Below are 22,698 nucleotides of genomic sequence, written 5' to 3' on the forward strand. Positions count from 1 at the left end.
GCGCTATTGATTCTTCATGACGAAGTCTTAAAAATACCCATTGATATCCGAGCAATTTTTAATGCCAAGAAAAACGCCAGAATGTGGTGCCAGTATACGACTTTGTCTACCTTTGATACGTCGAAGCCATCAGTATTTTTTAGTGAATCTCGAAGTTCGATGGCGCCTTCAGTTTTCTCGTTAATTGCTAAAAATTCTTTAGCTCTGGTATGAATCATTGACCATGTGCCGTCCAATTTCACATCATCATATGAGAGATTGAAACCCCACAGTCCTTCAGCGGTCATGTTGTCAGGTCCTGTTTCTTGGTCAAATTCGAACTTCATTTGAGGCAGAAAGCTCTCAATTCGTTCACACTCCCCCGCTAAAGGCTCGGGTGTTGGCGTCCAGATATCTTTGCGACTCTCTTTTACATTACAGTCGTGAGATATTGTCAGCTCCACCGCATAGATAAACCTAACTTGCGCCAATTTTCTTTCGGAAAATGCCTCTTGCAGCGTTTTTTGTTTTGATGCAATGCCGAGTCCGGAAACCGCAGCTATGATACTGATTACTGCGATGATCTCGAATAGGTAATCCGTCGCCTTCCAGATTTTTTCATGCTTAGAGAATCTAAACAGAACGAAATGAAACAGAAGTAAAGATAGAGAAAATACTGTGATTGTGGCTGTGGTAGAGTCTTTCCCAAAGAAAAAAACAATACCAGCAACTAGTCCAATAAACCAAGCCAACCAACCATATAGTTTGAGTAAATCATTAAACTTTGTGATTTCCATATCAATTCCTTTCTCGTATATCTAGATGTACCCTTTATTATTTAAACACTATTTTGATGTAAATAGCGATTTTCTTTTCCCCAGTTTTGTAGACATTTAGCTTGTCTGATATACCTAATCGCTTACAAACATCGGGTACTAATAACCTTTGTCAACCACTTGGTGAACAGCTTCTTGTTTAAATTCTTTGGGGTACTTCTTCATTTTACTTCGTTGGTTTTTGATATCATACTTCCAACAAAGTGCTTTGAATAATTAGCACTTTAAAGGAGGAGTTATGAGTGATACTCGATTTAAGGATGGGCGGGAGCATAGGTTTACAATTAGTAAACCTACAGAAGTTGATCCAGTACTAATTTCTTGCCCTAAGTGCTCAAGTAAAGCTGTTGTTATTCCTTTTGGCGAAGATAAGGTACGGGCGTCTTGTACTAAGTGTGGATATAGCATAGATAAATCATCAAATGGTCGTGCTTTCGATTGGGGGGGCGAAAACCCAACAGATGGATACTTTGGTTTTAATTTGTGGTTAAGAATAGATTGTATCGGTAACTCTTTATGGGCTTTCAATATTCGACACCTAGAATTTTTGGAGTCCTACGTTTCTGCAAAGTTAAGGGAACGAACGAAAGATGATGAGAAGGGGTGGAGTAACGCATCTATAGGAAGTAGGCTTCCCAAATGGATAAAGGCATCGAAAAACAGAGATGCTCTGTTAAAGGCAATAAGTGAACTTAAATCAAAGGCACAATAAAGGTGTCATAGTATCCTTGATTTCGTCTTACGGAGTTGGGGCGCGTACATTAGCCTCTAACTAAACTCCATAAAAGGTGCCTTACACGCTGGCTTATACCTAGTTTAACATCGGAGGTTTTATGAATAAATGGATTGTTATGTCTATTACTTTATTGTGGTCCTTTGGCTCTATAGCAGAAACTGATGTAACCGAACTTGGTAACGAATACTTTTCTGCATGGGTGGCGACACAGTCCCCAGATGCTTCTAATAGAGACTTAGAACATTATTTATCTTTCCTTAAATCTGCTGTTGCTCATCAACATTTACCCTATGATTCAGATGATTCGCGCTCACCTGACGGTAAAGAAAGCACTCGCAAGGGGATGCGATTTTATTTGGGTACTCATTTGGCATATACAGCAGATTTAAAGCAAATTATTCCTGCTCATAACGCTGTAGTCATTACATACACTACCTCTAGTAGAGGTATTCATTCTCAAACTAATGAGCTCATAGAATTGCATTATTAGAAAATATGAAGAGTAGTGAAAGGTGTAATAACTCAATACACTCACTTCCCTCGCTGAGACTCTCAGCCTTATACCTCAGCTTCCACTAGAACGTGGAATTAACCTCCTGCTATTTGTTGACGGTGTTTTTTGCCCGAAGCCCTTTAATATCCCTCATTGTCAGTAATTTCTATAGTAGTCAGCGAGGTGAGGGAAATTGCAGTTATGCAAATAGCATCTAATTAAGTTAAGAATAACAACGATAACTTAGGGGGTAATGTTGTTATATCTGGTTAGAATCTTAATGCTTTAAGATGGAGAGTTTCGGTATTTCCTTAAGCTTTCTAGAAACCCCTTTGCCTACAAAAGGCAAGCTGGGCAGTGTGTCGAAAATTATAAAATAACCCTACGTACCTTAAAAATTGGATTTTATGTAATTTATACTCAAGTTTCTATTAGCAATTAAATAAAGTTTAATTTAGTTAAGTGTATGATTTTAAATTGTTATATTGTTAGTCAAACGAATTGGTACTTGAGTAGAAATTAGTAAACTTTGAGTGATTTTTATTTACACAATTACTAGTCAACTGGCTAAGTGAAGCTAGATTTTAGTAGCTTTAATTTTAATAATCGTTAAGATTGTTAAGAGTTTATTAAGTTTATTCTTAAATTTAAGGTATCGATTAAGATGGTATTCCTTTGAGATCACTACGAGGTATATAAAGTCGTTTCGATTGATATGATCAGGAGTTGACGGGTACCTGAGCAGTTTGGTACTAAGGTGAGTAGCATGGCAAGAACTAAGAAGTTAAATCTGAAGCAAGTCGCAGAGGCATTAGGTGTTTCCACTGCTAGTGTTTCCAACGCATTTAACCGTCCGGACCAATTATCTGCAAAGTTACGGGAACGTATCCTATTGGAAGCAGCAGAGCTGGGCTATCACGGTCCTAATCTAGCTGCTCGAACGTTGCGCCGTGGTGAGTCTGATGTGATTGGCGTTATGTTATTGGATTCACTTACCTACAGTCTTTCTGATCCTGTGGCGAATCAGTTGCTACAAGGCATTGCTGAAGTGTTAGTGGACCGCAATAAGCATATGTTGCTGTTGTCTAGTCATGGAGACGCTGGTCAACAGAGAGGAGCTGAGTCCTTACCTGATGGCTTTATTTTATACGGTGCTATCGATCAACGTTCATTTGAATTTATCTTAAAAACGGGTAAACCGGTGGTTGTTGTGGACTCGGAATATAAAGAAACGGCATCGGTAAATATCGATAATAAAAACGGTGCATTCAAAATTGCACAATATGCCATTCGTGATGAAAAGGAACAGGTGGCCATTTTAGGTCTGCGTCTAATTGATAGTGATAGAGTATGCCGTCTGACAGAGGCTGATTTAGTGCAAGATTCACAAGAAGTCTCTCATGCTAGATTAGCAGGCTATCTTAAAGCCGCGGATAGTAAAAACTGTTCGATTGCAGCTGCTTCAATGTGGCATATTCCTATTAATGATGCAGAACTGGCAGAAATAGCTGCCCGTGAAGCCCTTACCATGAATCCCTGCCCAAGTGTTTTATTGTGTATGAGTGACATTATCGCTTTAGCAGCCATTCGGGTTGCTAAAGAGTTGAATATTAAAGTACCACAAGAGCTGAGTATTACCGGATTTGATGATATTCCTGAATCTGCAAGATCGGAACCTGCTGTGACCACAGTGTGTCAACAAAGTATTGAGAAAGGGCGTGTTGCTGCCAGTTTATTATTGGACGGAAAGGACAATGAAAATGTGGTGTTAGAAACTAAGCTTGTAGTGCGAGGCAGTTGTAAACCTGTTTAACCAATTCTACAAGCGGCTTTGACAAGTTCATTGTCAAAGCCGTGTATATTTATACTAACAGCTCTTATTTGAATAATATGATTGTTATTTCAAGGTTATCCACATTACTTGGTAAGCCGACAGTTTTACCCCGTTTTGCGTGCTGGCAATGGTTTCGTTAGAAATATGTTCATGATACGGGCCTTCACCAAGTTGACGTAAAATTTGCGAGCCAATAAGCTGCGGATGTTCACTGAAGTTGTTGATGGCGAGTAAAACTTCACCTGTGTCTGAGTATCGGGTATAGCTAAATACATGGGGATTTTCGTTACTTAAAATTTGCGTATTCGCATCACCAAGTACAGGTAGATTTTTACGTAATTCAATTAGCTTTTGTAGTTGCTTGGACACTTTATTAGAGGCAGATTTAGGGTTTTTTGCCTCGTCAATTAATTGCTCAGTAAGGGCTATACGATTGACCCATCGCGCATCGTGCAACTTACTTTCATCAAGGCGATAATTGTAATCATTCAGCAAGCCAATTTCGTCCCCGGAGTAGAGCAGTGGAATGCCGCCAATTGATAAAATAATCCCATTGATTAATTGGATTCGAGCAAGGGCATTTTCAATCAATGCTTGATCTTCTAATTCGATCCCTTGTTCTAAGCCTGCTAAAGATGCCATTGAACCACAGACTCTACAATCACCGTTACTTGGGTTCTCTCCAAAAGCCACACCTTTAGCAAAGCTCCCTTCAAATCTTCCAGTGTAAAATTGATTTAAGAAATGTCTGTGATCTTGACCATTGATGCCTAGTTGCGCGGCGACTTCATCATCAAACGTCCAACCTATATCATCATGGCAGCGTACGTAATTAACCCATGTACATTTAGGTGAAATACTGAAACTCTTTTGCATTGATTGGGTTAATAAGTTGGTTTTGCGGGTAGCAAGACTATTCCACAGCAGTGCCATTAACAAAGGGTTGTAAGATAACTGACACTCTTCAGCGTCAATGTATTTCACTACTTCGTCTGGGTGCACAATAGCTTCAGATTTAAATACAACAGCGGGGGCTGATATTTGTAAACAGCTATTAAATGCTTGAATTAATTTGTGTGCTTTATCTTGATTCTCACAGGTGGTTCCCATTTCTTTCCAAATAAAGGCGAGGGCATCTAAGCGCAATGCTTCGCAACCTAGGTTGGCTAAAAATAGCATTTCTGAGGTTATTCCGTTGAAAACAGCAGGGTTGGAGTAGTTCAGATCCCATTGGAAGTTATTAAACGTTGTCCATACCCATTTTTTTGCGTCTTCGTTCCAAGTGTAGTTACCGCGACGAACCTGAGGGAAAATTTCTCGTAAATTGTGTTCGTATTGGTCCGGTATAGTGCGATCATCGAACATATAATAAAACTCTTGGAATTCGGGATCGCCTTGTTTCGCAGCCATTGCCCATTTATGTTCATCTGAGGTGTGGTTAAACACAAAATCTAATACTAGGCTAATGCCTTCTTTATTTAACGCTTTAGCCAGTGCGATTAAATCTTTAGTGGTACCTAACTTTTCATTGACCTTACGGTAATCGGAAACTGCATATCCGCCATCACTGTCACCTTTTGGGGAATCATACAGAGGCATTAAATGCAGGTAGGTTATCCCTAACGATTTTAAATAAGGAATTTTGGCTTGCAAATCTTGTAGATCTTGGGCGATCAGGTCGACATAACAGGCCATGCCTAGCATGTTTTCATTTTTATACCACAATGGATCAGCAAGACGTTTTTTGTCTTTTAGTTTTAATGCCCTAGAGCGTTCACTAAAGCCTTTAGCTAAGCAATTTACAAGCTCTTGAAGGTAAAAATAAACATCATAATGGTGGCCGTAAATTTCTAGATAAAGAGCAAATAACCTAGGGAAATGGCTGTGTAAACGCTGCTCAAATAACAATTTGTCAGCTTTGGTCAACGCAGTTAAGTCAATACTATCTAAAATACGTTTTAATGAGCGTTTGCTCTCAATTTCTAGATTCATTATTCACCACAATATAATTTAACTTATTCGTTTAAGTTTTGGGATTTTTAGGATTTTACGATTTTAACATGATTTTTACAAGGGCTAGTACGGGTATAAATTTAATTACCTAAGCTTGTTACTTAATCGTTACAGTTGGGCGTGCCAAACTTTGTATAAACAAAAGGTTTGAAATTTAACTCCATGAACAAATTGAGAGAACGTAAATTTCTTTAGCCTCATTTAGCGCAACGCTTCAGTTATCAGTCAATATGGTGCTGGCTCACTTGCTAGGCAAACAGACTTCCCAACTGACATTGCTTAGCCTGATAGACTGAGTTGGGGGAAATGAACTTACATTCACCGTGAACTAAGATACATTCAACTCTAAGTATTTGTTTCTGAAGCAATGAAGGGATAAAGTTATAGCTATCAATGGCAGCATAATAGATACAGGTTTTATGACAACTAAGCGATGGTCTATCGAATTTGATAATGTGACTTTTGGTTACCCCAATCAAAACGCGGCGAGTTTAGCGGATTCCCAAAGTCTTACAATTGACATCAAAAAATGGCAAGTGGAAGAAAACCAAAACGTATTTATTTCTGGTCAGTCGGGTTCCGGTAAAAGTACATTGCTAAATCTGATTTGTGGCACTTTGAAGCCTACAAGTGGCACTATCTCCATTTTGGGACAAGCGTTCTCTGAGTTGTCAGAGAGCAAACGTGACCGGTTTCGCGCAGAACATATCGGAGTGGTTTTCCAACAGTTTAATTTGATCCCATATTTAAGTGTGAAACAAAATATTGAACTAGCCGCCTACTTCGGGAAAGGTCTTAAAATTGCGCCATCTGAGACGATTATCAATATTTGTAATCAGTTGAATTTGCCTTCTGCATTGCTCCAGAAGCCTGCCAGCCAACTTAGTGTTGGTCAACAGCAACGGGTGGCCATTGCCCGTGCGTTAATTAATCAACCTGAGTTGTTAATTGTCGATGAGCCTACCTCCGCTTTAGATACCTCGGCTAGAGATAGTTTTATGCAACTTTTAATGGATAGCGCCGAACGTTACCAATTTACCTTATTATTCGTAAGCCATGATTTAAGTTTGGCGCATTATTTTGAACAGCATATTAAGCTTGCTGATATCAACCAAGCATGGGAGGCGAGTGAATGATACTCAGTATTGCCATAAAGAGTCTCAATCATAGGCTAACCGCAGTATTACTTACTATGTTATCGATAATTGTGAGTGTTTCGCTGCTGCTCAGTGTTGAACATTTAAGGATCCAAGCCAAAGACAGTTTTGGCCGCACCATTTCTGGTGTCGATCTCATTGTGGGAGCGCCAACGGGACAATCTAATTTGTTGCTTTATTCGGTATTTAGAATTGGTAACCCAACGAACAATGTGTCTTGGGATAGTTATCAAGCCTTGGCAAAACTGCCTAGTGTTAAGTGGAGCATACCTATCGCATTAGGTGACTCACATCGTGGTTTCCGAGTGTTGGGTACCACCAATGACTATTTTCAGCATTTTCAATATGGCAGTAAACAACCTTTAGTAATGGCTCAAGGAACCTCGTTAGTTTCAACCTTTGATGCCGTCATAGGTTCTGGCGTCGCTAAAAAATTGAATTATCAAATAGGCGATGAAATTGAGATGTCCCATGGTTTGGCTGAGGTTAGCTTTACTAAACATTCTGATTCTCCCTTTATTGTAAAAGGGATCTTAGAGCCAACAGGCACCCCAGTGGACCAAACCATTCATGTGAGTTTAGAAGGTTTAGAAGCGGCCCATAAAAGTGAGTCTGAGATCCACGAAATTCTCCATCAAATTGAAGCCGGTGAGCAAGTTGATATCGACGTTGATAGTGTGACCGCCATGTTTATTGGCCTTAATTCTAAAATGCAATTGTTTCAATTGCAGCGCGGTATAAACCAATACAAAAAAGAGCCTATGTTGGCCATTATACCTGGAGTGGCGTTTGCTGAGCTTTGGCAATTAGTGGGCAATGTGGAAAGTTTATTGTTATTTATCTCGGCACTCATTTTGTTCTCGTCATTGCTGGGTTTAGCCACTATGTTACTCACTACGGTCAGAGAGAGGCGACAAGAAATGGCCGTGCTTCGTGCCATTGGCGCCCATTCCCGAGTGGTCTTTTTATTGATTCAAATGGAAGCAATGTTGCTGAGCCTGACAGCCAGTGTGATTGCCTTAGTGTTAGTTTGGTTAGGTTTCCAATTTGGGGCCAAATGGTTAAGTGCTGAATACGGTTTATTTATTGAAAACAGTATTTTTGGACTGCGATCATTGGCGATTATTGGCATAGTCAGTGGCGCGACTTTCTTAATTGCGTGTATACCTGCAATTAGCGCCTATCGTCAGTCCATTCAACACGGCCTGATCAGCAAATGAGCCAACACAATCAACCTCGCCAACTGACTCATGAGCAAGCAATGCGTTACAGTCGGCAGGTGATGTTGCCAGGGTTTGATTTAGACAAACAAGAGCTTTTGCTTACTAAAAAAGTATTGTTAATTGGCGTTGGTGGCTTAGGCTGTGCTGCCGCCCAATATATGGTGGCCAGCGGGATTGCGGCAATTACCCTAGTTGATGATGACATTGTGGAGCACTCTAATTTACAACGCCAGATTTTACACACTGAGTCTGATATCGGGGTCAAGAAATGCGAATCAGCAAAACAAAAACTGGCGTTAATTAACAGCCAAACAACAATTAAAACCATCGGCCAGCGATTGGATGACAATCATTTAGCCCAAGTCCTAACAGAGCATCATATTGTGCTGGATTGCAGCGATAATTTAGCCACTCGAAATCAACTTAATCTTGCCTGTCTACAAAAAAACGTACCCTTAGTGTCAGGGGCAGCCATTCGAATGGAAGGGCAGGTGTTTAGCATGCAACCGCAAAACAAGGATGCATGTTATGGCTGTTTAAGTCGGTTCTTTGGCGAGCAACAACTGAGTTGTGTTGATGCCGGTGTGCTGTCTCCAGTGGTAGGTGTCATTGGCGCGATGCAAGCGTTAGAGGCAATTAAGATTCTGGTTAATTTTGGACAATCATTAAGTAACAAACTAATGCTGTTTGATGCAATGACAATGCAGTGGCAGAGCTTTAAGGTCAATAAGCATGTAGATTGCCCCATTTGTTCCCACCTTGTTTAGTTAGGCATTAAAAAACTCTCATTAATAATAATAAAATCAGTTCAGTAACAGTGCTTATGGTGTGACATGACAAAAAATATTACACTGCTTGCTGAACCTTAGGAGCTAATATGCGCGTCACAAATTTAAGTCAACTCATTGTTTTCATTATCACCTTTACTTGCCTTTCGAGTTTAGCCTACGCCCACAATGACGAAGATGCTAATAGCAGCATCGAAAAAAACGCCCAGTTATTTCAACAATTACTCGATGATCATTGGCAACATGAGAACAAGGAGCAGTTGTTTTTTCGCAATGATCCAGATGCCTTTAGAACTAAAGGTAAATTACCTGATATGTCAGCAGTAGGGCGGGATAGAAGAGAAAAGTTTAATCAAACCTTGATTCAACGTTTAGGGACTATTGATGTCTCTAAGCTGTCAGAAAATGATCAGGTCACTTATAAATTGTTCGCTTATGAGCGGCAGGCTGAAGCCAAAACTTATCAACAGTTAGACCGCTTTTTCCCGTTAAATTATTATTCCGGGTATCATAGTTATTTCGCTGGCGCACCAGCGAATATGTCATTTTTAACCCGTAAAGATTATGACAACTATTTGATTAGTTTGGCTGACTTTCCTCGCTACAATCAAGAGTTCTTAAATGACCTGTCTGAAGCCGTGGACAAAGGCTATGTACATTACTGTGAGACCTTTAGAAACTATGATAAGTCCATCAGTAAACATATAGTAAAAGATGTTGAAGATAGTGTGTTTTGGCGTCCATTTGCCAATATTCCAGCGCGGATTTCTGAGCAAGTGAAAGGCAAACTGCAACAAGATGCCAAACAACTCATCATGCAAAAGGTCATTCCTGAATACCAAAAGTTTTACGACTTTTTTACCCAACAATACATGCCTAATTGTCGCAAAACCGCAGGTATTAGCAGTGTTGATAAAGGGGCTGAATATTATAAATATCTGATTGAGTATTACACTACAACCAATATGGCCGCAGAGGAAATTCACCAAATTGGTTTAGATGAAGTGGCTCGTATCAGAGCAGAAATGCAAAGTATTATTGAAGATGTAGGCTTTAAAGGCAGTTTTAGTGAGTTTATCGAATACTTACGAACCGACGATAAGTTTTATACGGATAGCCCTCGAGATATGTTAGAAAAAGCCAGTTACATCACTCGTATGATGGCAGGCCAATTACCTAAGTGGTTTAGCGTTTTACCACGCACCACATTTGATATTAAATCCAGTCCTAACGGTGGCGCTTATTACGTGGGATCTGATGGCAGTGGTACTACGCCCGGCACTTACTTTTTAGATACCCAAGACTTAAAAAGCCAACCCCTATACACATTAGAAGCTTTAACATTCCACGAAGCAGAACCTGGTCATCATTTTCAAAGCTCTATTGCCCAAGAGATAGATATGGCAAACTTTCGGAAAAAACTTTATCACTCTGCTTACGGTGAAGGGTGGGGCTTATACTCAGAGCGTTTAGGCAAGGAGATGGGGTTCTATCAGGATCCCATTAGTGACTTTGGTCGCTTGACGTTCGAGGCGTGGCGCGCATGTCGCTTAGTAGTCGATACCGGTATCCATGCCAAAGGCTGGACTCGACAGCAAGCTATTGATTATTTGGCGCAAAATACCGCGCTAAGTATGAATGAAGTGATAGGCCAAATAGATCGTTATATTAGTTGGCCAGCACAAGCTTTGTCTTACAAAATTGGTGAATTAAAAATTATGGAATTACGTCATTTTGCCCAGCAGCAATTAGGTGAGCAATTTGACGTTCGCAAGTTTCATGATCAAATCCTAAAAAATGGCAGTTTACCCTTGGATTTGCTCGAACAACTAACCAAAGAGTGGATTGAAAAACAGAAAATCTAATGGGCCCAGCAATTCGCTAGAAATGGAGAGTCACTTTGGATATTTTATTTAATAAAACACTGGGTGTAATGAGGTTAGTAGTAGTTTTATCGCTATTGCTGGTGTCTTTACAAGGACAGGCTTTCGACGAACTGACCACAAAACAGCTATCTCAGGGGACAGTGAAGGGGATACATCAGGGCAATAGTATTCAATTCAAAGGGATACCCTATGCCCAACCTCCCATTGGTGAGTTACGTTGGCAACCGCCCGTTTCAGTAAGTCAATTTTCTGGTGAAGTGTCCGCAGATCAATATGGTCCAGTTTGCCCGCAAAAAAATCAAAAATTAAAGCAAAGTGAAAACTGTTTAACCCTAAACATATTCAGTCCAGATTCAATTGATTTAGAAGCTCAAGGTTTACCCGTATTGGTTTGGATCCACGGCGGTGGCTTTGTTTTTGGTTCTGGCAATATGACTGCCCATGGACATAAAAATTGGAACGACAATGGGATTATTTTAGTTACCTTTAACTATCGATTGGGAGCGTTAGGAATTTTCGCCCCTAGCGCACTGACAACACCCAAAGGAAACAACTTTAGTGTAATGGATATGGTCACTGCACTTAAATGGTTAAAAGCCAATATAAGTGCCTTTGGTGGTGATCCCAAGCGTATCACCATTGCCGGTGGTTCCGCAGGGGGCATGGCCGTGCAGATGCTAATGGTTAACCCCGAAAGTAAGGGACTGTTTCAAGGTGCTATTGCACAAAGTGGTTATGGCGCTTGGCCGTTGCCTAGAACGAAGTTAGTTACCGAACTTAAAACCAGCCCTAGCGCCGAACATATATCTGATCAGATTGCACGCAAAGCGCTAGGTATAGAAGTGCAAGACCACACGCCTCAAAAGGTGATAAAAAGTCTACTGTATGAAGCCTCCCCTGCAGCACTTGTGGCGGCCATTGATGGTTTTCTCATTCCCATTATTGATGGCAAAACCTTACCTGAAGAACCAGCCATTATGTTTGTACAAGGTCGGCAACATTCGGTGCCTTACATCAGTGGCGGGAATAGTTACGAAGGCAGCGTTTACCCTTATTCTGGGGTAGCACCAAAAGCTCTATTTTCGTTAATGGGAAAACATAAACAACGGATAAAACAGCTATATAAACTCGATGAGGTTTCCACCTCTGCACTAGCTTATCAGCATTTATTTGGTGATTTACGCTATCTACTAGCCGCTAAGTTGACCACTCAAAGTATGCCTAAAATTGGTCAAGCAGGGTATCGCTACTTTTACAATTACGTCAGTGATAAACAAGCATTTCCCCATGGTGCTAAGCATGCCTCAGAAACCTATATGTTGTTTCAATCTGATAATGTGCCGGTATTAAATCAAATGCGTCAATATTGGTATAACTTTATTAAACAGCAAAACCCCAACGGCCCGAACTTGCCAAAATGGCCAAGGTTAACGAATACAGCAGATGACTGGTTAGAGATTGCCGACAAAATATCGGTTAGACCAGAGGTACGAGCAGACAAATTAGCCATACTAGAAGACTTATTTAATCAGCGTAAAGCTGAGCTTAAGGACCACTAAGGGGGTTTACATTCCGTTAACCCGCAATCTCAAGTGATGTGGCTAGTTTACGTATAAATCGTGTTGGTTTATGTACTGGGCCACTTCTTTGGGAACTTGATTGTCGATGTTTTTATGATTAACTAAATTATCTCGCACGGCGGTTGAGCGGATAGCAACACGTTCAGGCACGACTAATATATCCCAATTATCAGTTACTTCTTGGGATTTATAGAATTTATGCCAGTTTACTTGGTTATCTGGTCCCATTACGAAGCTTAGCTTTGCATCAGGAAAGTATTCTGCTTGTAAATAGGTAAGTAAATCAAATGTATAAATTGGATTGGTACCATCGCTAAGTTGATCTTCAACAGGGAATACTTCAATCTTCGGATCATTTAGTTGCTGTGCAAATAAATGCAACATTGATACTCTGTGCTCATAGGAAAGCATTTTCTTAGAAAAAGCGTGGGCATATGAGGGAATAAGCAATATGCTGTCGAAACTTGGTTGTTGAGAAGATATGTATTCTATTGCGTCTTGATGCCCTAAAGTGGGGGGATTAAATGCAGCACCAAAAATCGCTATCTTCATACTTTCAGGTTCCAGTAAAAATAAGTGTTATGACTAATTTGACTCGGGATTAACGTCTTACTATTGAGCCATAACTTTGACTAAAAGTGTAGTTAAAACCGCGAAAAAATATAAACATAAAAATCAAAATGTTGTAGAAATGTATACTGCGTAAATACAGCATTAAAATTCTGGGAAAGGTGTTAATGAAATCTAAAATTGCGTCAATTAACGTGGATCCTCAAAAAGGTTTTACGCCTATTTGTCCAGATGAATTGCCAGTGAATGAAGGTGACAAAATTGTCCCTGAACTTGTTGCTCAAAATGCACTAGCTGATTTCATTATTGGTTCAAGTGATGCACATTGTGAACAAGCTTTGTTCAGAGTCGAAAAAGATGAAGATCAATTTAAACCCCTTGAATATGCCGATACCGATTGTACATTCAAAATGCATTGTCGACCCGGAACCATAGGGTTTGAATTACTGGATGGACTCCCTGCTGCCACAGAGTATGACTTTTTTGTGTGGAAAGGCGTGGCACCTGAACTTCATCCTTACGGAGCTTGTTATCATGATCTTGCTGAAAAGTTATCTACGGGTGTGATTGAATATTTGGTGTTTAACAATGTTGATACTGTCATTGTTGGCGGGTTAGCTACCGATTTTTGCGTTGCCACAACGGCCATTCAGTTGCAAAATTCTCGACACTTTAATGTCGCTCTGAACTTGGCAGCGTGTCGGGGAATTAATCCTGATGGAGTAAAGGAACAGATTGAAATAATGAAAACTAAAGGCATTACTATCTTGGAAAACAGTCATGAGGTCAAAACATGGCTAGCTAATCGGAGTGCAGGTTAGTGAACTTTCCCAAGGCTTCTGTTAAACGCAATTCTATTTTTCGCAAAAATCTCAATTTTTCTACCCTAGATAACGATTATTATAAAATGAATATGTGGCAGTGCTTCATGCACCAATACCCATATATTGAGGAAGCAGAATACCGTTTTTTCATGCGTAGTGATGTGGATTTGCGGCCCTATCAGGCAGAGATTCAACAAGAGTTACAAAAGCTCGACGGTTTGAAGTTTACTGATGATCAAATTCGTTGGTTAGAGAAAACACCTTGGTACACCAAAGATTTCATTGAGTGGGCAAGAATGTGGTCGTTTCAAAGTCGATTCTTGTTCGTCTCTGAAGAAAACGGTCAATTAGCTATTAGTGCTCGTGGTCCGTTAATGCACATTCATAATTTTGAAATGCCGGTTTTATCCACGGTAGCCGAAGTATATAACCGCCGAAATTATCCGAACAAATCTTATCAAGATGTGCGTAAACCTTTATTCAACAAAATTGATTGGTTAAAGGCACAGCATCAAAAGCACGACCTTACAGGCTTAACCTTAGCGGATTTTGGAACTCGACGTAGATTTAGCTATGAAACCCAATTGACCGTGGTTGATATGCTTAACAAGCAACTTCCAGAGTTTTTTCTGGGGACATCTAATATGCATATTGCCAAAGAGTTGGGTGTCAATCCTATTGGTACTATGGCCCATGAAATCTTTATGTTATCCCAGCAAGTTGGGGTTCAATTAGCCCATTCTCAAAAACATACTTTAGAGTGTTGGGTGAAGGAGTTTCGTGGACAATTAGGTTATGCGCTTACTGATATTATTGGTATGGACGCCTTTGTGCGAGACTTTGATTTATACTTCGCTAAATTGTTTGAGGGTTTACGGCAAGACTCGGGTTGCCCCTTTGAGTTCGGTGAAAAAGCCATAAAAATGTACACAGATTTAAAGCTCGATGCGACAACTAAAACAGTGATTTTTAGTGATGCTCTGAATTTTGAAAAAATGGTAGAGCTATTTCTGCACTTTCGAGGTCGGATCCGCACCTCTTTCGGTATAGGCACTTTTTTATCAAACGATGTTGAAGGGGTTGAACCGTTAAATATGGTTATGAAGTTAGTTAAAGTAAACGGAAAGCCCGTAGCCAAAATATCTGACACTGTAGGTAAAAACCTATGTGATGATGAAAATTTTGTGCGTTATTTAAAGGACGTTTATAACGTAACTTGGGCTTAATAAGCTAGTTTTGAATAAGCCTGAATGAACGCCATTCAGGCTTTTTTTTTGGTTAACCATAGGAGTTAAGAGTATTAATTACTATTGCTAACTATTGTTGTTGGCTTGGGTAATTCTGACTTATGCGGTAAATCAATAGCGCTGCTTTATGCATATTCTTAGCAAAGCTATCCATATCCGCAATCTCGTTTTTAGTATGACCTCCGCTGCCCATTAAACCTAAACCATCAAGGGCCATATCCACGTGCTCAGCGGCAAAGGAAATATCTGCTGCTCCCGCATTACGTGGGTTAACCGCTTCTACCTTACCGTAACCAAGGGAGTCACTGATATCACTATACCATTGCAGTAACTGGTAGTTTTGTTCCGTTGGTGCCATGGGCGGATATCCTTCGCCAATCGTTAGGGTGGCACTGGTATGCAGCAAATTTTGTTTAACAATATTGTGCATAGTGGTTTTGGCTGTCGTTAACTCGTCTTGAGTTAAGGCTCGTATTCCGCCTTTCACTAACAGCTTTTGCGCAACTACGTTATTTTTACCAAATGCACTGCCACTGGCTGACTTATCATCGAAGGTTACTTCAGTCCCTCCTAAAATTACACCTGGATTGAAAGTTAAATCGCCCAGGTTAGCTAGTTTTTGGCGGAAGGTATCTAAGATACGAGCGGCTTCAAATACTGCGCCATAGCCTACTTTTTCACTAAAAATTTGCGAAGAATGGGCTGGCCGACCGCTGACTTCTAATTGCCAATCAACAGAGCCTCTGCGCGCCACTACTGCGGTTTTAATACTGCCATCACCATCTTCAAACCCAAGGGCAATATCTGCCCATCTTGCAGCATCTATTATAGCGGCTTTTGATGCTGACAAAGGTTTGCCACTGCGTTCCTCGTCGCCGGTCATCACAATCTGAATGCTCACTTCATCCAGCAGCCCTAGGGTTTTTAACGCTCGCATCACCTCAATAATGATAACGTCGCCGCCTTTCATGTCGGTAACGCCCGGGCCTGCGGCTTTGTTATTTGCTAAACTTTGATAGCTTTGAAAACTGTCAGTTTTCGCAAACACAGTATCAAGGTGTCCGATCATCAAAATTTTGGGGCCTTTGCTCCCGTAGCTAGCAACTAAGTGTCCAGCTCGTCCAAACTCAGCACCATCTTGCCATTGTACATCGAATCCTAGGGGCTCTAATTCATCTTTAAATAACATACCAACTTGTTTGACTCCACTAAAGTTCATGGTGCCACTATTGATATTAACGGACTCTATCAACAGTGCTTTGGCTTCAGGTAATTGCTGATTCAAAGTATCAACAATCTTAGCTTCGATACGCGGACTAACCTGAGCGGCGTTTACAAGCACAGAAAATAGAGTGAGAGAAAAGAATAAAAAGCGTCGAAATAGCATAATAATCCACGGATAAGTAATTTGCTAAACAGCTTAAAATTAGCGTCTTATAAAGTCTAGTTATATGAAAAATGTTTAAAACTGAAGATTTTAAGCAATTGATTAAGTATCAAACTATAAATACAGCCCATATTCCTGTAAATTACGCGCACTTTTTGTCATCATTCTTAATCAATCTGACGCTGTCTAGACTATACTTGCGCAAAAATCAGAGTAGATTGAACATATATTCAACGAGGAAATTTATGAAAGCACTTTCTGACATAGCCGTAGTTGGCTTAGCCGTAATGGGCGAAAACCTAATTTTAAATATGGCTAGTAAAGGGTTTACGGTTACGGCCTATAACCGCTCTTATAGCAAAGTGGAAAATTTTCTAGGAACGCGAGCAAAAGACAAAACCATTCGTGGAGCAGATTCTATAGAATCTCTTGTTGCCTCATTAAGTTCACCACGCAAGATTATGTTAATGGTTAAGTCGGGCCAACCAGTAGATGACTTTATCGAACAATTGATCCCCCATTTAGATAAAGGTGACATTATCATTGATGGCGGCAATAGTCAGTTTGAAGATTCTAACCGTCGTACCGCCATGTTAACCGAAAAAGGGTTGTTATACGTGGGGACGGGTGTGTCTGGTGGCGAAGAAGGCGCATTGCTTGGCCCATCAATTATGCCGGGCGGAAACTCACAAGCATGGCCACACGTTAAACCTATTTTCCAAGCTATTTCGGCTAAAGTAAAAGATGAAAACGGTGAGCTATCGATCCCATGTTGTGATTGGGTAGGAGAAGGCGGAGCAGGACATTTCGTGAAAATGGTCCATAACGGCATTGAATATGGCGATATGCAAATTATTTGCGAAGGCTTCATTCTAATGCAAGATTTATTAGGCATGAGCACCGATGAAATGCAGGCTGTTTTTAAACAGTGGAATGAAACTGAATTATCGAGCTATCTGACTGAAATTACCGCCGATATTCTAGGTTATAAAGAGAACGGCGAAGCGCTAGTCAATAGTATTTTGGATACTGCAGGACAAAAAGGTACTGGCAAGTGGACAGGCATCACGGCGTTGCATTTAGGTGTGCCTCTAACGTTGATCGGTGAAGCTGTGTTTGCTCGATGTCTTTCGGCGATAAAAGATCAGCGTGTGCAAGCTGCGAAAACTATCTCAGGTCCTAAGGCCGAATTTACTGGGGATAAAGAAGCTTTCCTTGAAAGCTTACGTCAGGCGTTACTGGCTTCTAAAATCGTCTCATATGCCCAAGGTTTTGCTGTTTTGCAAGAAGCTGCTAAAGAATATAAATGGGACCTCGATTATGGCAGCATCGCTATGATGTGGCGCGAAGGCTGTATTATTCGTTCGGTATTCTTGGATAACATCAAAGCCGCTTACGACAACAACCTTGGCTTAGATAATTTATTGTTAGATGACTACTTTAACCAAGTGGTAGCTAACGCTCAGCAAGGTTGGCGTGAAGTAGTCGCTACCGCAGCTATGCAAGGTGTTGCGATTCCTTGTTTATCATCCGCATTAAGTTATTTTGATGGATACCGCACGGAAAACCTTCCAGCGAATTTATTGCAAGCTCAACGGGACTATTTTGGTGCTCACACTTATGAGCGTAAAGATAAACCGCGTGGTGAATTCTTCCATACTAATTGGACAGGCAGAGGCGGAGATACTGCTTCAACCACCTACGATGTGTAAATAATTTAAGCGTTAAAAAAGCTGCATTTGCAGCTTTTTTTATGTCCGCAATTTAACCTAGGTTACCAGTTTAAAATATCGGTAAACAGCGGCGAAAAATGCGTTGCTATTGCCAAGTGCTGGTCAATTGTGGGGTGGGGATCGAACTCATCCCCCTCACAATTTATGCAAGGTACATGATGAAGTTGTGGGTGATTGACTTGTTTGACTATGCTGTGCAAACATTGGATCAAACAGTGTTTTTTAAGCTTATTTTCCATGCTATTGCTGAGCATGGGTCCTTCTGAAATCATAATTTGAGTATCAGGATATAGGGCTAATAAATGCTCAATCCAATCAGCGTAGTGCTGGTTGAATAAATCGATATTAGGAATGTCATTATAGAAGTCATTTGTTCCCAAACAAATAAAAATGCCATCTGGTATATAGGCGTCAGTGGGCCATCTATGGTTATAAGGTGTTTCTGGAATTGTCAGAGGAAAAATCTGGGGCAACTGTGGTAAACGTACTGACGTATCTGAACCTTGTAGTAGTCCTCGTCCCCCGTAAGCGATTAAGTGTACTTGGGCGTTTAACATTCTGCCTAAGAGCATGCCAAAGGATTGTCTAGCATTGGATAAATGAGGGCCTTTGCGGGTATTACTGGTTGGTGCCGGCCTTTCCATTAAAGCACCTGAGATGATTGAATCGCCAACAAAAAGTAATTTTTTGGAAGGCAGTGAAGGTGTCTCTAACAAGTCGCCACTTTCTAAAATGAGTGATTTGAGACTAATGATGCCATGCCAAGATTCTCCGCGATTAATTAGTTCTATCTTGTTGAGTTTTGCTTGTTTAGCTTTGATTAGATAAAAAGGTTTAGGTGTCTTGGAAACCACTAAAATCTTGGCTAGTTTGTTATTTACAACAACGTCTATTCGGCCTTTGCCGTGTTGGCTGTAAGCAACCAACTGAACCCTTTCTGCTAAAGCATTAAAGTGCACACTGACCCCAGGATAACTGAGCTCAAGGCTGTTATTTGTGCTTAAGGTTCTGCCCATAATAGCAAACCGTGGATCATCAAAATAAACTTCTTTTTTCATTTCTAACCAAAACTCAGTTGGTTATGCGATATATGACAGGAATTATACGGTAGATGGTATGTTGAATTACATAGCAAAGCGTAAACTAATAGTGAACTTGTTTTCTTGGATTGCTTAAGGTTGATTAAATAACTGTTCACTTTGTGGATAATATTTGCTGATCAAAGCTCGTCAATGATTGACCTTAATGCAACAAGTGAAACGCTTCTCCCCAATTTTCCAGTCTAGCTGGATGCTTTCGCCCCGTTTTATACGGGGCTTTTTTATATCTAAACTACCCATAATTACTCCTTGCACAGCTCGATAGCACTTTTTGGTGACAACTGCATCAATATAAAAACTCTAAATAATATAAAGGTTTAACGAATATTTTAGGTGGTATCGAATGAAAGCATAGTAGCAAACGAATCTTTTCTATCTCGTTTAGTAGCAATTAAATCTTTACGATGATATCGAATTTAAGCAGTAAACCACTATTTTTTAAAGGAATTTTAGCCAATTTGGTTGAAATTATTTCCATTCCAAACTATAACTAATATTGTGGTTGCGCTAAAAAAAAGTTATAGGTCATAAGTAGCGCATCCAACATGTCGATTTTAGTATCAGTTCGCAAATAAGAGCTTAGCTAAATCGCGTGATTAGATTGGAAAATAAACTGAAAAATCCAAATATTTTAAATTATGGGAACAACACATGAAGAAAAACTTTTCTAAACTTTCGATGGGAATAAAGATGGGATTGTCGGCAACGGCTGCACTATCTTTGACAATGACCTCATCACTAATGGCTCAAGAGTCTGCTGATGCAAACGCTGACGTTGAAAAAATTGCGGTAGTTGGTAGTCGCGGAGCGCCACGTTCAGTAGGTGATTCTCCTGTACCCATCGATATAATTGGTGGAGACGAGCTGTCGAAAAACGCATCTACTGACATGCTAGATATGTTGGTTGCAGCGGTTCCGTCATTTAACGTCCGTGCACAACCCATTAGTGACGCGGCTTCCTTAATTCGTCCGGTAAATTTGCGTGGTTTATCCTCTGATAGTACGTTGATTTTGTTAAATGGTAAGCGCCGTCACCGTGCATCAGTAATTGCTTTCCAAGGGGGTGGTGTAAACGATGGGGCACAAGGCCCAGACATTTCTGTTATTCCTAGTGTCGCTCTTAAGCAAGTTGAAGTGTTACGGGATGGTGCGGCTGCGCAATATGGTTCAGATGCCATTGCTGGGGTAATGAACTTTGTGCTTAAAGATGATTCTGAAGGGGGATCTTTCTCGATTCGCCAAGGTAGTTATTATGAAGGTGATGGTGATTCAACAGTATTCGACGGTAACATTGGTTTGCCTTTCACTACCGAAGGTTTTGCCAACTTTAGTTTTCAGTATAAAACTGCAGATGCCACTAGCCGCAGTGTGCAACGTCCAGATGCTCAGGCTATATTTGAAGCTGGCAATACAGAAATACAAAACCCTGCACAAATATGGGGTAACCCAGAAATTGATGACGATATAACCATTTTCGGTAATATTGGTCTTGATTTAGGTGATGATAAAGAATTTTATTTATTCGGTAACTACTCAGAGCGTGACGTGACAGGTGGTTTTTATTACCGTAATCCCCATAACCGCGGTAACGTTTATTCAAATGACGGCGGTGAAACATTGTTGGTTGGTGCTGTAAACGGCGATCAAAGCAGTTGTGCTGTAGTGCCTGCAAATGTTCCCAACGTGCTAGACACGCAAGAATATATGGATATGGTTGCAGATCCAAATTGTTTCTCAATGAACATGGTTCCTGGTTTTGCAGGCGGTTATACACCTCAGTTCGGTGGTAATATTACCGATACATCTTTAACAATGGGAACCAAAGGCGAGATTAAATCAGGCTTTTTGGCGGATTGGTATTTTGATTTAAGTGGTTCAGTCGGCCGCAGTGAATCTAAATTTAACCTGAAAAATACTCTAAACCCTTCTTTAGGTTTAGATACACCTACGGAATTTGAAACAGGCTCATATATCCAATTAGAAAAAACCTTTAACTTCGATTTAGTTAAACAATTAGAAATGGGCGGTAAAGATGTTAATTTCGCATCTGGATTAGAGTGGCGTGAAGAAAGCTTTGAAATTGTTGCAGGTGAACAGGCTTCTTGGGAGGCTGGTGAATACGCAGACCAAGGCTTTAACATCGGTTCTCACGGCTTCAAAGGTTTTGGTCCAGAGTCGGCAGGTGTAAACACACGTCGCAATGTGGGTGCATATTTAGATGTGGAAAGTTACTTAACCGACGATTTCCTACTAGGTGCAGCAATTAGATACGAGGACTTCTCTTCTTTTGGTGACACATTAGACTATAAATTGACGGTTCAGTATGTTGTTAACGATACTGTGTCTCTACGTGGCTCTCACAGTACTGGTTTTAGAGCGCCAACTGTTGGTCAGGCGAATGTTGTAAATACCCAGACTTCAATTGTTAATGGTGATTTAATCCAGACCTTTATCGCGCCACCAACGGATCCTTTGTCATCATTCTACGGCGGTAAAGAGTTAAATCCTGAAGAATCAACTAGTTTTGCATTTGGTGCTGTAATTGAAACGGGTGATGTTTTCTTCACCATTGATTACTACAATATCGAAGTGACAGATCGTATCGCACAGTCAAGTCAGATTACGGTTCTTGAAGAAGACTATGAGGAACTTAGAAGTCTAGGTGTGCAAAATCCTGAGTTGATTTCAGCCGTTACTTACTACGCAAACGATTTCGATACTACAACTCAAGGTATCGATTTAGTGGCAAATTATTCCCTTAATTTGTTTGACGGTGATACAACTTTAAGTCTTGCTTATAACTGGAATGAAACTTCAGTTGATTCATTTAACCCAGAAACAACCGATGAAGGTAAAGTGCGCCGCTTAGAAAGAGGCATGCCAGACCATCGTGGAACATTCACCGTATCCCAGAGCTGGGAAGATGTAAGCATGTTCGTTCGTGCTAACTACTTTGGTGAATATTACGCGACTCATGCGGATGATACCTCTGATTGGGGTTCTGAGATTGCTGATTCTGCGGTAACTGTAGATATTGAAGTGAGCTATTACATCAATGACTCATTTACCATTTCTGCTGGAGCAAACAACTTGTTTGATCAAGAAGCTCAAAAACTCAAAGACGGTACTTTGGGTGAGTTAGGTGCCATATATTATGAAAGTGGTCCTTTCGATTACAACGGTGGTTATTACTATGTTCAGGGTACGTACAGTTTCTAAACGCTATCTGTTTTAGTACTAAAAACCAATAAATTAAAAGACCTCCAATTGGAGGTCTTTTTGATTTTATACCGTGAAAAATAAAAATTTTTT

Annotated in this window: 17 protein-coding genes; 12 read left to right on the forward strand and 5 right to left on the reverse strand. The window is 40.4% G+C overall.

Going from position 1 to position 22,698, the window contains the following annotated elements; translation table 11 throughout:
• Positions 1-14 precede the first annotated feature (14 nt).
• A complete protein-coding gene (locus AB6T38_RS02740; RefSeq protein WP_372545809.1) occupies positions 15-776 on the reverse strand; it encodes a hypothetical protein in 762 nt (253 codons plus the stop codon).
• Positions 777-1,053: 277 nt separating this feature from the next.
• Between AB6T38_RS02740 and AB6T38_RS02745 the strand changes: the two genes are divergently transcribed.
• The 3 genes from AB6T38_RS02745 to AB6T38_RS02755 all read left to right on the forward strand — a co-directional run bounded on the left by AB6T38_RS02745 (position 1,054) and on the right by AB6T38_RS02755 (position 3,857).
• Positions 1,054-1,527, forward strand: a complete 474-nt coding sequence (locus tag AB6T38_RS02745) for a hypothetical protein (RefSeq protein ID WP_372545810.1) — start codon at positions 1,054-1,056, stop codon at positions 1,525-1,527.
• A gap of 121 nt (positions 1,528-1,648) precedes the next feature.
• Positions 1,649-2,041 (forward strand): nuclear transport factor 2 family protein, encoded by a 393-nt coding sequence (locus AB6T38_RS02750; protein ID WP_372545812.1) that lies wholly within the window; start codon positions 1,649-1,651, stop codon positions 2,039-2,041.
• A 769-nt stretch (positions 2,042-2,810) separates the two neighbouring features.
• On the forward strand, positions 2,811-3,857 hold the full coding sequence (locus tag AB6T38_RS02755; protein ID WP_372545813.1) for a LacI family DNA-binding transcriptional regulator: 1,047 nt from the start codon (positions 2,811-2,813) through the stop codon (positions 3,855-3,857).
• Between the two features lie 84 nt (positions 3,858-3,941).
• On the opposite strand, the gene AB6T38_RS02760 is transcribed toward AB6T38_RS02755, so the two are convergent.
• The gene (locus AB6T38_RS02760; RefSeq protein ID WP_372545814.1) at positions 3,942-5,870 is read right to left on the reverse strand and encodes an alpha-amylase family protein; all 1,929 of its coding nucleotides are present in this window, start codon (positions 5,868-5,870) and stop codon (positions 3,942-3,944) included.
• Positions 5,871-6,310: 440 nt separating this feature from the next.
• Between AB6T38_RS02760 and AB6T38_RS02765 the strand changes: the two genes are divergently transcribed.
• The 5 genes from AB6T38_RS02765 (at position 6,311) to AB6T38_RS02785 (ending at position 12,504) form a co-directional block, all read left to right on the forward strand.
• Positions 6,311-7,027: an ABC transporter ATP-binding protein gene (locus AB6T38_RS02765; RefSeq protein ID WP_372545815.1), complete on the forward strand. Its 717-nt coding sequence runs from the start codon at positions 6,311-6,313 to the stop codon at positions 7,025-7,027.
• The gene (locus tag AB6T38_RS02770) at positions 7,024-8,268 is read left to right on the forward strand and encodes an ABC transporter permease (RefSeq protein WP_372545817.1); all 1,245 of its coding nucleotides are present in this window, start codon (positions 7,024-7,026) and stop codon (positions 8,266-8,268) included. Before AB6T38_RS02765 ends, AB6T38_RS02770 begins: the two co-directional genes overlap by 4 nt.
• Complete coding sequence (moeB, locus tag AB6T38_RS02775) at positions 8,265-9,038, forward strand: molybdopterin-synthase adenylyltransferase MoeB (protein WP_372545818.1); 774 nt, start codon at positions 8,265-8,267, stop codon at positions 9,036-9,038. Before AB6T38_RS02770 ends, moeB begins: the two co-directional genes overlap by 4 nt.
• 110 nt (positions 9,039-9,148) lie before the next feature.
• Positions 9,149-10,924, forward strand: a complete 1,776-nt coding sequence (locus tag AB6T38_RS02780; RefSeq protein ID WP_372545819.1) for a DUF885 family protein — start codon at positions 9,149-9,151, stop codon at positions 10,922-10,924.
• Between the two features lie 68 nt (positions 10,925-10,992).
• A complete protein-coding gene (locus AB6T38_RS02785; protein ID WP_372545820.1) occupies positions 10,993-12,504 on the forward strand; it encodes a carboxylesterase/lipase family protein in 1,512 nt (503 codons plus the stop codon).
• Between the two features lie 42 nt (positions 12,505-12,546).
• Here the strand turns inward: AB6T38_RS02785 and AB6T38_RS02790 are convergent, their stop codons facing one another.
• Positions 12,547-13,077: a nicotinate-nicotinamide nucleotide adenylyltransferase gene (locus tag AB6T38_RS02790; protein WP_372545821.1), complete on the reverse strand. Its 531-nt coding sequence runs from the start codon at positions 13,075-13,077 to the stop codon at positions 12,547-12,549.
• 185 nt (positions 13,078-13,262) lie between these two features.
• Between AB6T38_RS02790 and AB6T38_RS02795 the strand changes: the two genes are divergently transcribed.
• Both AB6T38_RS02795 and pncB read left to right on the forward strand, forming a co-directional pair.
• Positions 13,263-13,916: an isochorismatase family protein gene (locus tag AB6T38_RS02795; protein WP_372545822.1), complete on the forward strand. Its 654-nt coding sequence runs from the start codon at positions 13,263-13,265 to the stop codon at positions 13,914-13,916.
• Positions 13,916-15,145, forward strand: a complete 1,230-nt coding sequence (pncB, locus tag AB6T38_RS02800) for a nicotinate phosphoribosyltransferase (protein ID WP_372545824.1) — start codon at positions 13,916-13,918, stop codon at positions 15,143-15,145. The genes AB6T38_RS02795 and pncB overlap by 1 nt, the downstream gene beginning before the upstream one ends.
• Positions 15,146-15,236: 91 nt before the next feature.
• Here pncB and AB6T38_RS02805 read toward each other — a convergent pair whose 3' ends face one another.
• Positions 15,237-16,553 (reverse strand): M20/M25/M40 family metallo-hydrolase, encoded by a 1,317-nt coding sequence (locus AB6T38_RS02805; protein ID WP_372545825.1) that lies wholly within the window; start codon positions 16,551-16,553, stop codon positions 15,237-15,239.
• A 245-nt stretch (positions 16,554-16,798) separates the two neighbouring features.
• Here AB6T38_RS02805 and gnd point away from each other — a divergent pair, with 245 nt between their 5' ends.
• The gene (gene gnd, locus AB6T38_RS02810) at positions 16,799-18,265 is read left to right on the forward strand and encodes a decarboxylating NADP(+)-dependent phosphogluconate dehydrogenase (protein ID WP_372545827.1); all 1,467 of its coding nucleotides are present in this window, start codon (positions 16,799-16,801) and stop codon (positions 18,263-18,265) included.
• A 62-nt stretch (positions 18,266-18,327) separates the two neighbouring features.
• On the opposite strand, the gene AB6T38_RS02815 is transcribed toward gnd, so the two are convergent.
• Positions 18,328-19,344 carry a GDSL-type esterase/lipase family protein gene (locus tag AB6T38_RS02815; RefSeq protein WP_372545828.1) on the reverse strand — a complete coding sequence of 339 codons (1,017 nt, stop codon included), beginning with the start codon at positions 19,342-19,344 and terminating at the stop codon, positions 18,328-18,330.
• A 693-nt stretch (positions 19,345-20,037) separates the two neighbouring features.
• On the opposite strand from AB6T38_RS02815, the gene AB6T38_RS02820 reads away from it, so the two are divergent.
• A complete protein-coding gene (locus AB6T38_RS02820; RefSeq protein WP_372545829.1) occupies positions 20,038-22,605 on the forward strand; it encodes a TonB-dependent receptor plug domain-containing protein in 2,568 nt (855 codons plus the stop codon).
• Positions 22,606-22,698: the final 93 nt, after the last annotated feature.

The organism is Aliiglaciecola sp. SL4 (assembly GCF_041538045.1).
GTDB lineage: Bacteria > Pseudomonadota > Gammaproteobacteria > Enterobacterales > Alteromonadaceae > Aliiglaciecola.